We start from the raw sequence: 8,913 nt of genomic DNA, 5'->3' as shown, positions 1-8,913 counted from the left end.
CTCTTTCCGAACCCGGTCGTTAAGTCTCTTTGCGCTGATGGTACTGCCCTGTGGTGGGGTGGGAGAGTAGGTTGCTGCCACGGTTTGTTGTGGGGGGGTCGTCCTTTGTGGGCGGCCCCCTTTTTTTGTGTGTTTTTTGTTGTGTGCCGGGGGGGTGTCCGGTTGTGAAAATCCGGATCCCATCACACTCCAGGGTCTTCGCCCCAGGGGTTCTGATCCTCCCTGGGGCGATCCCCGTGCCCGGGGCCCGGTCAGAGCGAGGCGGGCTCAGTCTGCGCGTGCAGGTCCGCGGCCTCGATCTCCTCGCGGGTGATGCCGAGGATGAACGCGATCGTGTCGAGATAGGGCACGTTCACCGAGGTGTCGGCCTGCTGGCGCACCACCGGCTTGGCGTTGAAGGCCACCCCCAGGCCCGCGACCTGCAGCATGTCCAGGTCGTTGGCACCGTCGCCCACGGCCACGGTCTGCTCCAGGGGCACACCGGCCTCGGCTGCGAACCTCTCCAGGGTGGTCGCCTTGCCCATGCGGTCGATGACCGGGCCGACCAGTCCGCCGGTCAGCCGGCCGTCGACGATCTCCAGGGTGTTCGCGGCGGAGTAGTCCAGCCCGAGGCGTTCCACGAGCACGTCCGTGATCTGGGTGAAGCCGCCGCTCACGATCCCGATCTCGTAGCCCAGGCGCTTCAGGGTGCGCACGAGGGTCCGGGCGCCCGGGGTCAGCTGGATCTCCTCGCACACCTTGCCGATGGCGGAGGCGTCCAGGCCCTTGAGCAGCGAGACGCGGCGGCGCAGGGACTCCTCGAAGTCCAGTTCGCCGCGCATGGCCTCCTCGGTGACGCGGGCGACCTCATCGGCGCAGCCGGCGTGGGCCGCCAGGAGTTCGATCACCTCGCCCTGGATCAGGGTGGAGTCGACGTCCATGACGATCAGGTGCTTGCCCCGCCGGTGCAGGCCGCTCGGCTGTACCGCGACGTCCACACCCTGGGTGGAGGCCTCCATGGCCAGCTCGGCGCGGAGCTGATCGGCGTCGCCGCCGGACACCTCCATCTCCACGGAGGTCACCGGGTAACTGGACAGGCGCTCGATCCGGTCGATGTTCGCACCCGCCCGTGCCACGCACGACGTGATGGCTCCGAGCGCGCCGGGCCGCAGCGGGTCGGCGAGCACGGTCACGTGCAGGCGTCCGGGGCCGAACGCGTTCACGCGCCCGTTCCCCCTCCCGTAGCCGACCTCCATGTCGAGGTCGATCGCGGTCTTGTCGAGCGCGCTGCGGACCTCTTCGAAGACGCGCTGGCGGCTCACACCGGGAGCCACCCGCTCGTCTACGCCGAGGACGGCGCCCAGCACCAACCGCCCCGCCAGGACGACCTGTTCGAGGTCGACGATGGTCACGGGGAAGACGGAGAGAGTGCTCAGGAGACGAGCGCTGATGCCCGGGCGGTCGCGGCCGGTCACCGTCACCAACAACGTGGAGTTCTCATTCATGGCGTCATCCACGGTACTCGGCCACTCCGGGGAGCCGTCGCGCAGGGCTGGCCCTTTTCCCAGCTAGTTCACTATGTGGACAGCTGAAGGGGAGGCGCAGGTCACCTGTCCTTCCGGTTCTTTTTCTTTCGCTTGGGACCCTTGGCCTTAATGTCCACGCCGCCCAGCATGCAGGTCCCGGTCAGTCGCAGGACCGGGGCGTTCGGGTCCGTGACCTGGTCGGTTCCGTGCAGGTCCGTGCCGCCCAGAATCGCCGAGGTGTTGTTGATCACCCTGACCCCGTGCGGCACGGTGATGTCCACCCCGCCCATGATCACCGCGACCTGGATGGTGACCTCGTGCTGGCTCAGCACCGCCTCGCGCAGGTCCAGTTCGACCCCGCCGCACAGCACGGACACGTTCGTGCGGGGCTCCACCAGCCAGCGGCCCCTGCGCTCGCAGCCGCCGAAGACCGCGACGAGGTTCTCCGACCCCTTGCTCTGCCCGGCCAGGTCGCGGGCCTCGCTGCCCAGGATCTCCATCCCGCTCGGGGAGTCGGGGGTCCCTCCCGCGGCCGGGTAACCGTACCCTGCCCGGTACCCGGGGGCGGGAAGGTCCGCCACGATGGGGGCGAGCTCGCCCACGGTCTTGGCCCTGTAGAGGGTCTCCAGGCGTTCCTCGTGCTCCACGGGGCTGAGGCGTCCCTCGGCCAGGGCCTCACGCAGCTGCTCGGCGACCCTGTCCCGGTCCGCGTCGGAAGCTCGGATGTGCTCGGGCTGCATGATGACGGATCTCCTCGTTCCCTCGGTGTGGCCGGGGTTCCGGCCAGCCACACCCCCAGTATCGACGCTTACCCGTCCCCGGGGATCAGGTATCTCCCCTGGCCCGACCCGGATACACAGGCATCCCGGACCCAGGGTCCGCTCAGCGCGGGCCGCGTCCAGGTCCGCTCACCCCTCAGTCTCGTGCTTGGGGGGCCGTCTCCGCACCTGGTTGGGCAGGGAGATCGACGCGTGCGCCGCGACGAGGGCCCGGCGCACCGCGGCGTCCAGGCGCCGCAGGGCCTCGCTCCGGGCCGCGGCCTGCTGGGCGGTCATCCCCCGGCCCGACACGGGTTCGGCCAGTTCCACGACCTTCGCCAGCCGTTCTGCCTGGGCCACGACCCGATGGGCCCTCGGCGGGTACCCGTGGGCCAGGGAGGGAGCCTCCCGGCCGCCCAGGTCGCCGAGCTGGCGGTGCACTCCCGGCGAGAAGGAGGCGATGTCGTCCACCCCCTCCATCACCCGGGCGACCTCGATCACGGTGAGCTTCAGGGCCTGCTCGGCCTCGGCCAGGCCCGGTACCTGGGGCGGCGCGTTGTTCGCCGGATACGGCGTCCACGAAACACCCACATAGGATGAACCACGCCGGTCGGCGGAGGGCACCAGTCCCAGCTGCTGGTCGGCGAGCTGCACCAGAACCCCTTCCCTCGCTTCGACGGCGGCCTGGTTGAGTTCCTTGGGGCCCACCAGTCCGAGGGGATCCCCCCAGGCGGGCAGTGCCAACCGGAAAGCGCACAGACCCAGGCCGCGGAGGCGTACCAGTGCGACGCGCAGCGGTACGCCACTGTCGAAGGGCAGGTCCACGGGGGGTACTGTCCCGATCAGGTTGGGGCCGCTGCGCCGTTCGACAGCGTCGACGGCGTCGTCGAGTCCGACGTGTCCGGACAGCCAGGCGTTGCCCCAGGCGACGAGTGGTGCGGACGTGAGATGCATTGCTTCAGGGTAGGTCGGCCCGTGCACCGGCGTGGGGCGCGAAATGAGGGAGGACGATGGACGGGCGTGTTCTGGGCCTGAGCGGGGTCACGGTTCGGCGGGGTGAGGCCAGGCTGCTCGACGGAGTGGACTGGACGGTCCTCGAAGGGGAGCGCTGGGTGGTGCTCGGCCCCAACGGCGCGGGCAAGACCACACTGCTCAACGTGGCCTACAGCCAGATGCACCCCACCGGCGGTGAGGTGGAGATCCTCGGCGAGCGACTGGGCCGGGTGGACGTGTTCGAACTGCGTCCGCTGATCGGCTACGCGGGCGCCTCGGTGGCCGCGCGGATCGAGGAGGAGACCGAGGTCCTCGACATCGTGCTGAGCGCCGCGTACGGTTACGTCGGCCGGTTCCGCGAGGAGTACGGGACCCCGGACTACGGCCGCGCCCGCGCCCTGCTCGGGCACTGGGGAGTCGCGGACCTGGCCGAGCGCCGTTTCCACACCCTCTCCGAGGGGGAGCGCAAGCGCGTGCTCATCGCCCGCGCGCTGATGTCCGACCCCGAGCTGCTGCTCCTGGACGAGCCCGCCGCCGGGTTGGACCTGGGCGGCCGCGAGGACCTGGTGCGCAGGCTCGGAAACCTGGCGCGCAGCGAGGCGGCGCCCTCCCTGGTCGTGGTGTCCCACCACGTGGAGGAGATCCCGGTCGGCACCACACACGCCCTGCTGTTGCGCGAGGGAAGGGTGGTGCAGGCCGGCCCCATCGACGGTGTCCTGACGGCGGAGCACCTGTCGGAGACCTTCGGCCTCCCGCTGAAGGTGGAGCGCGACGGCGAACGCTGGAGTGCCCGGGCCGTCTGACCCCGCCTCCGCTCCCCGGCTCCGGGTTCCCTCCGCCGCCTGCCCTGGCTTTCGCTACTTCCCTGTCTCCAGCTTGTCCCCGGTTTGCCTTCGGCAACATGAGTCACACACGCCTTATGGGCTTGCTTCAATAACAGAAATCTATTGTCCTTAAACAGGATTTCTGTCCGGATGTGGTCGCCTGGCTGCATATGGGGTAACGTCAGCGCTCGGTGAGCGGATCGCTCTATTTCGGCGCGCTTTATGATCTTCGGGTGGGCGGGCCGCCGGTGCGCGGTCCGTACCCGCACCGCCTGCCGCCCCCGTCAGGAGATCCGGAGCCGCCCTGATGCTGATGCCGAATGCCGCCCCCCGTGCCCAGAGGGCGGTGCGCCCATGACCATGATCATCATCGTGGCGCTTTTCGTCGCCGTCCTGTTGATCATCTTCTGGCGGAGCGTGCGTATCGTTCCGCACTCCATGGAGGACGTGGTTGAGCGTTTCGGCAAGTTCCACCGAACGCTGAGCTCGGGTTTCAACGTCGTCATTCCCGGTGTGGACCAGGTGCGCGAGCGGATCGACCGCCGCGTCCAGGTGGTCAGCTTCCCCCCGCAGTCGGCCATCACCGAGGACAACCTCGCGGTCGAGGTCGACTCGGCGGTCTACATCCGGGTCGTGGACGCCTACCGGGCCACCTACGAGGTCGCCAACTTCATCCAGGCCGTCGAACAGCTGACCCTGGCCACGCTGCGCAACGTCATCGGCGGCATGAACCTGGAGGAGACGCTCACCTCCCGGGACGAGATCAACCGCGAGCTCAAGACCGTGCTGGACGAGGCCACCAGCGAGTGGGGCATCGAGATCAGCCGCATCGAGCTCAAGGGCATCGAGCCGCCGTCCTCCGTCCAGGAGGCGATGGAGATGCAGATGCGGGCCGACCGGGAGAAGCGCGCCCAGCTGCTCAGCGCGGAGGGTGAGAAGCAGTCCGCGGTGCTGCGCGCCGAGGGTGAGCGTTCGGCCGCGGTGCTGCGAGCCAGGGGCGCGGCCGAGGCGCAGGCGCTCACCGCCAAGGCCGACGCCGAGGCGCAGACGACCCGGGCCCGGGGTGAGGCCGACGCCATCCACATGGTCTTCAAGGCCCTCCACACCAGCCACGTGGATCCGGACGTGCTGGCCTACCACTACCTCCAGAAGCTGCCGGAGATCGCTCGGGGCGACGCCAACAAGGTGTGGATCGTCCCGGCGGAGATGGGCCAGGCGCTCCAGGGCATCGGATCCGCCTTCGACCGGCTGCGCGACGAGGTGATCCGGGTCCGCTGACCCCGGTCACCCCGCGAGGCGGAGGGGCCCGTGTTCACGGGGCCCCTCCGCGTCCCGCCCCTCCGCGTCCGGCCGCGGCGGCCGGCGCGGTCCGGGCCCTCCCGGTCGGGTCCGGCCTTTGGGCGGATCCCGGATGAAAGCACCGGCGACCCGCTCTCGTAGTCTGTTGGGGCCCTCGACCGCCGGGGGCGCGGAGCCGGAAAGCGGGACGGATGGAACTCTGGGAGGCGGCGCTCATCCTCCTCGCCGGTGTGGCCGCGGGGGGTATCAACGCCATCGCCGGGTCGGGCACGCTGTTCACCTTCCCCGTACTCCTGGCCCTGGGCTACCCGCCGGTCACCGCCACCATCTCCAACAGCATCGGCCTCGCCCCCGGGACCCTGAGCGGAACCATCGCCTACCGCCGGGAACTGGCGGGCCAGCGGGCCCGGATCCTGCGCCTGGGCAGCATGTCCTTCCTCGGCGCGGTGACGGGGGCGCTGCTCCTCATCTACCTGCCCCCGGGCGTGTTCGAGTCCGTGGTGCCGTTCATGATCGGCCTCGCGTGCGCGCTGATCCTCCTCCAGCCGCGGATCACCAGGTGGGCGCGCTCCCGCAGGCCCGCCCCCCGGGACGGCGGCCCGCTGCTGCCCCTGGGCATCTACGCGACCGGGTCCTACGGCGGCTACTTCGCCGCCGCGCAGGGGATCATCCTGATGAGCTTCCTGGGCACCGCCCTGGACGACGACATCCAGCGGCTCAACGCCCTGAAGAACCTGCTCACCAGCATCGTCAACAGCACGGCCGCGGTGTTCTACATCGTGCTCGCCTCGCCCGCCTGGCCCGTGGTCGGCCTCATCGCGGTCGGGACCGTTCTCGGCGGCTACCTCGGCGCGAAGTTCGGACGCAGGCTCAGCCCGGCGGGGCTGCGCGTGTGCCTGGTGGTCGTGGGCATGTCCGCGGCGATCCAGATCCTCACGGGCCGGGTCTGAGCGCTCCGGGCCGTCAGGGCTCCGTCCGCCGTTCCCGCCGGCCGCGTCAGCCGGTTCGCCGCCCGCGCCGTCAACCGCGGAAGTAGCCCCGGCGGTCGGCGTCGTCCACCAGGGCGGTCGCGTAGGCTCCCAGCGCCTCCGACCCCTCCTGGATCAGCTTGACCTTCTCCATCACCTGCGACCGGGTGATGCCGAAGCGCACCCAGGTGCCGCCCTCGTTGTGCCAGTTGGCCAGCATGGGCGAGAGCCGGTCGACCGCGCGGGCGAACCGGGCCTCGGGGGTGGCGCGCGCCTCGAACTCCTCCCACAGCCCGCGGGCCCGTTCGGCCTGGTCCTCGGGCAGGAGGGCGAAGATCCGGTCCGCGGCGGCGCGTTCGCGCTCGGCCTGGGTCTCGGTGCTGACCTGGTCGAACAGGAAGGTGTCCCCGGCGTCGATCTCGACGATGTCGTGCAGGACCAGCATCTCGACGACCCGGTCGATGTCGGTGCCCTCAGGCGCGTACTCGGCGAAGGTGCGGGCGGACAGGGCCAGGTGCCAGGAGTGCTCGGCCGAGTTCTCACGGCGGGAGCCGTCCACCAGGAGGCACTGCCGCAGGATGCGCTTGAGTTTGTCGACTTCCAGAAGGAAGCGGAGCTGCGCGTTCAACCGCTCGTTGTCGACCCCGCTGGCAAAGACCGGTGCCGGTTCCGTCACGTGGTTCGCCCTCCTGAAGGATGAGTCGAAACGGTCAGGCGGACCGCTGGGAGCGGTCGCCCCTGGATGATCCCATGGAACGCGTGCCAGCTGTCGCGGCGGCGTCCGCTAAGGGGACGCCGGAGGAGGCGGCGGGGTGTACCCGGTGAACGGTGGGTTTCCTGTCCGGGGCGGTCGGGCGGGACCCGCGCCCCCGGCGCGGGCTAGCCGTCCTCGGCCGCCCGGACCTGCGCGGAAGAGGTCATGTGCAGGTGGAACCACTCCGTCAGCGCGCGGTCGGTGAGGACTCCGGCCGGGGTGAGCGGCCCGGGTTCCAGGCCCGGTTCGGGACCGATGGCATGGGCCAGGTCGGGGACCACGATGTGACGGAGCGCATGTTCGGGCAGGTGGGCGGCCAGGGAGTCGTGCAGGGCCTGCCCGTGCTCGGGCGTGACCACCTCGTCCCGGCCCCCGCTGACGACGAGCAGCGGGACGCCGTCGCGGGAGACCTCCCGGGCGCGGTCGCCGAAGAGCAGCCAGCCGCGGGTGTCGCGGGCCTGCTCGGTCCACTCGTAGGGGGTGCCGGTGCGCCGCTCGCGGGCGGCGATGACCAGGGCGGGGTCGACGACCGGGTTGACGACGGCGGCCGCGCCGACGGGGAGCCCGCTCTCGGCGAGGGTGAGCAGGACGGCCGCGGCGCCGGCTCCGACCCCGACCAGGCCGACCGGGTCGTCGGTCACGGGGAAGGTCCCGCGCAGTTCGGCGTCGACCCGGCGCAGCTCGGAGGCGGCTTCCTCCACCACCGGTCCGAACAGCTCGACGAGGTAGTCGCTCTCGCCGCGCCGGTTGATCTCGGCGACGCCGCCCTCGGGGAGGCGCGCGCCGAACAGCGGCAGGCCGAGGTAGACCCGCCAGGCCGGGAGCGGTGCCATGGGCACGGCTCCGGCGAGCGCGGCCTCGGCCCGGGGCGGCTCGAAGGCGTGCAGCCCCAGGAGGAGCGGGGCCGGGGTCTCACCGGAGGCGGGCGGAAGTGCCAGGAAGGGCACGCCGGCCGCGGTTCCGGTGACGGGTCGGGAGAGGGTGCCGGCGTCGGCTACCACGGATGGTCGCCTCCGTTGCGTTGGGAGAAATGGGACAGATAACTACTGACCAGGCTCTTGGCCTCATCAATGAGGTCGGGGTCGCCTTCGGGGTCGTCGCGGAAGGCGAGCTTGAGCACGGCGTCGGCGGCTTCGACGGCGACGTGGATGGCCCGGTCGAGTTCGTCATTGTCGGGGATGCCTGTGACAGAAACAATGATTCTACGCAGGCGGATGGAGATCACGCGGTTGTTCTCGGTACCGCCGTTGAGGAGGCGGGGGTCGACGATGTCACCGAAGTGCAGGCCGCGAAAGCCCGGCACGTTGCGGTGCATGTCGATGTACTCGTCGACGACGGCGTCGACGGCGTGGGTCCAGTGGCTGAAGGAGGCGTCCGCGAGGCGCTCGGTGACACGAGCGCTGAACTGGTCGAGGAAACGCAGGCCGAGCGCCTGCGTGATGGCCTTCTTGTCCGGGAAGAACTGGTACACGGAACCGATGGCGACCCCGGCCCGCTCGGCGATCCTCGTGGTCGAGAGGTTGTCGTAGCCGACCTCGTCGAGGAGCTCGGCGCAGCAGTCGAGCATGCGCTGGACCCGCAGCATGCTGCGCTGCTGGGCGGGGAGTCTTCGCAGCGGGGCCTGCGCGAAGGAGAGTTCGTCGTGTCCGACGCTGGCTCGTCCACCGGCCTCACGTGACGCGTGGTTGTCTCCCTTGCTGCCTGGGGAGCGGCGCGACCTCGGGGGCGTTGAGCTTCGGGAATTTGTCGTCACGCCTCCTATGATGCCTTTCCGGAATCACCTGGTTCCGGGGAAATTCCAGTTTCGTTCCG

General features: G+C 70.3%; 9 protein-coding genes. 3 read left to right on the top strand and 6 right to left on the bottom strand.

Annotated features, from left to right (window positions below; translation table 11 throughout):
* Positions 1-251: 251 nt before the first annotated feature.
* The 3 genes from serB to FYW95_RS12330 form a co-directional block, all read right to left on the bottom strand.
* A complete protein-coding gene (serB, locus tag FYW95_RS12340; protein ID WP_159945067.1) occupies positions 252-1,484 on the bottom strand; it encodes a phosphoserine phosphatase SerB in 1,233 nt (410 codons plus the stop codon).
* A gap of 101 nt (positions 1,485-1,585) precedes the next feature.
* The gene (locus FYW95_RS12335; protein WP_159945122.1) at positions 1,586-2,245 is read right to left on the bottom strand and encodes a DUF1707 SHOCT-like domain-containing protein; all 660 of its coding nucleotides are present in this window, start codon (positions 2,243-2,245) and stop codon (positions 1,586-1,588) included.
* 168 nt (positions 2,246-2,413) lie between these two features.
* Entirely contained in the window at positions 2,414-3,217 is an 804-nt protein-coding gene (locus FYW95_RS12330) for a hypothetical protein (protein ID WP_159945068.1), read from the bottom strand.
* A gap of 56 nt (positions 3,218-3,273) precedes the next feature.
* Here FYW95_RS12330 and FYW95_RS12325 point away from each other — a divergent pair, with 56 nt between their 5' ends.
* The 3 genes from FYW95_RS12325 (at position 3,274) to FYW95_RS12315 (ending at position 6,329) form a co-directional block, all read left to right on the top strand.
* The gene (locus FYW95_RS12325) at positions 3,274-4,059 is read left to right on the top strand and encodes an ABC transporter ATP-binding protein (protein ID WP_159945069.1); all 786 of its coding nucleotides are present in this window, start codon (positions 3,274-3,276) and stop codon (positions 4,057-4,059) included.
* 375 nt (positions 4,060-4,434) lie between these two features.
* Positions 4,435-5,358 carry an SPFH domain-containing protein gene (locus FYW95_RS12320; RefSeq protein ID WP_159945070.1) on the top strand — a complete coding sequence of 308 codons (924 nt, stop codon included), beginning with the start codon at positions 4,435-4,437 and terminating at the stop codon, positions 5,356-5,358.
* Between the two features lie 212 nt (positions 5,359-5,570).
* Entirely contained in the window at positions 5,571-6,329 is a 759-nt protein-coding gene (locus FYW95_RS12315; RefSeq protein WP_159945071.1) for a sulfite exporter TauE/SafE family protein, read from the top strand.
* 70 nt (positions 6,330-6,399) lie between these two features.
* Here FYW95_RS12315 and FYW95_RS12310 read toward each other — a convergent pair whose 3' ends face one another.
* From FYW95_RS12310 to FYW95_RS12300, 3 genes are all read right to left on the bottom strand, one after another.
* Complete coding sequence (locus tag FYW95_RS12310; RefSeq protein WP_159945072.1) at positions 6,400-7,023, bottom strand: HD domain-containing protein; 624 nt, start codon at positions 7,021-7,023, stop codon at positions 6,400-6,402.
* Between the two features lie 203 nt (positions 7,024-7,226).
* Entirely contained in the window at positions 7,227-8,102 is an 876-nt protein-coding gene (locus tag FYW95_RS12305; protein ID WP_159945073.1) for an alpha/beta fold hydrolase, read from the bottom strand.
* A complete protein-coding gene (locus FYW95_RS12300; RefSeq protein WP_160050352.1) occupies positions 8,096-8,686 on the bottom strand; it encodes a TetR/AcrR family transcriptional regulator in 591 nt (196 codons plus the stop codon). The genes FYW95_RS12305 and FYW95_RS12300 overlap by 7 nt, the downstream gene beginning before the upstream one ends.
* Between the last annotated feature and the right edge of the window lie 227 nt (positions 8,687-8,913).

It is taken from the genome of Nocardiopsis sp. FR4, from assembly GCF_009830945.1.
GTDB lineage: Bacteria > Actinomycetota > Actinomycetes > Streptosporangiales > Streptosporangiaceae > Nocardiopsis.
Note: the sequence above shows the minus strand (reverse complement) of the source record. Positions and strands in the feature narration are given on the sequence as shown.

Coding starts and splice junctions, on each gene's coding strand:
- FYW95_RS12315 (WP_159945071.1), top strand. CDS start 5,571: ATGGAACTCTGGGAGGCGGCGCTCATCCTCCTCGCCGGTGTGGCCGCG.
- serB (WP_159945067.1), bottom strand. CDS start 1,484: ATGAATGAGAACTCCACGTTGTTGGTGACGGTGACCGGCCGCGACCGC.
- FYW95_RS12330 (WP_159945068.1), bottom strand. CDS start 3,217: ATGCATCTCACGTCCGCACCACTCGTCGCCTGGGGCAACGCCTGGCTG.
- FYW95_RS12335 (WP_159945122.1), bottom strand. CDS start 2,245: ATGCAGCCCGAGCACATCCGAGCTTCCGACGCGGACCGGGACAGGGTC.
- FYW95_RS12325 (WP_159945069.1), top strand. CDS start 3,274: ATGGACGGGCGTGTTCTGGGCCTGAGCGGGGTCACGGTTCGGCGGGGT.
- FYW95_RS12300 (WP_160050352.1), bottom strand. CDS start 8,686: ATGCTGCGGGTCCAGCGCATGCTCGACTGCTGCGCCGAGCTCCTCGAC.
- FYW95_RS12320 (WP_159945070.1), top strand. CDS start 4,435: ATGACCATGATCATCATCGTGGCGCTTTTCGTCGCCGTCCTGTTGATC.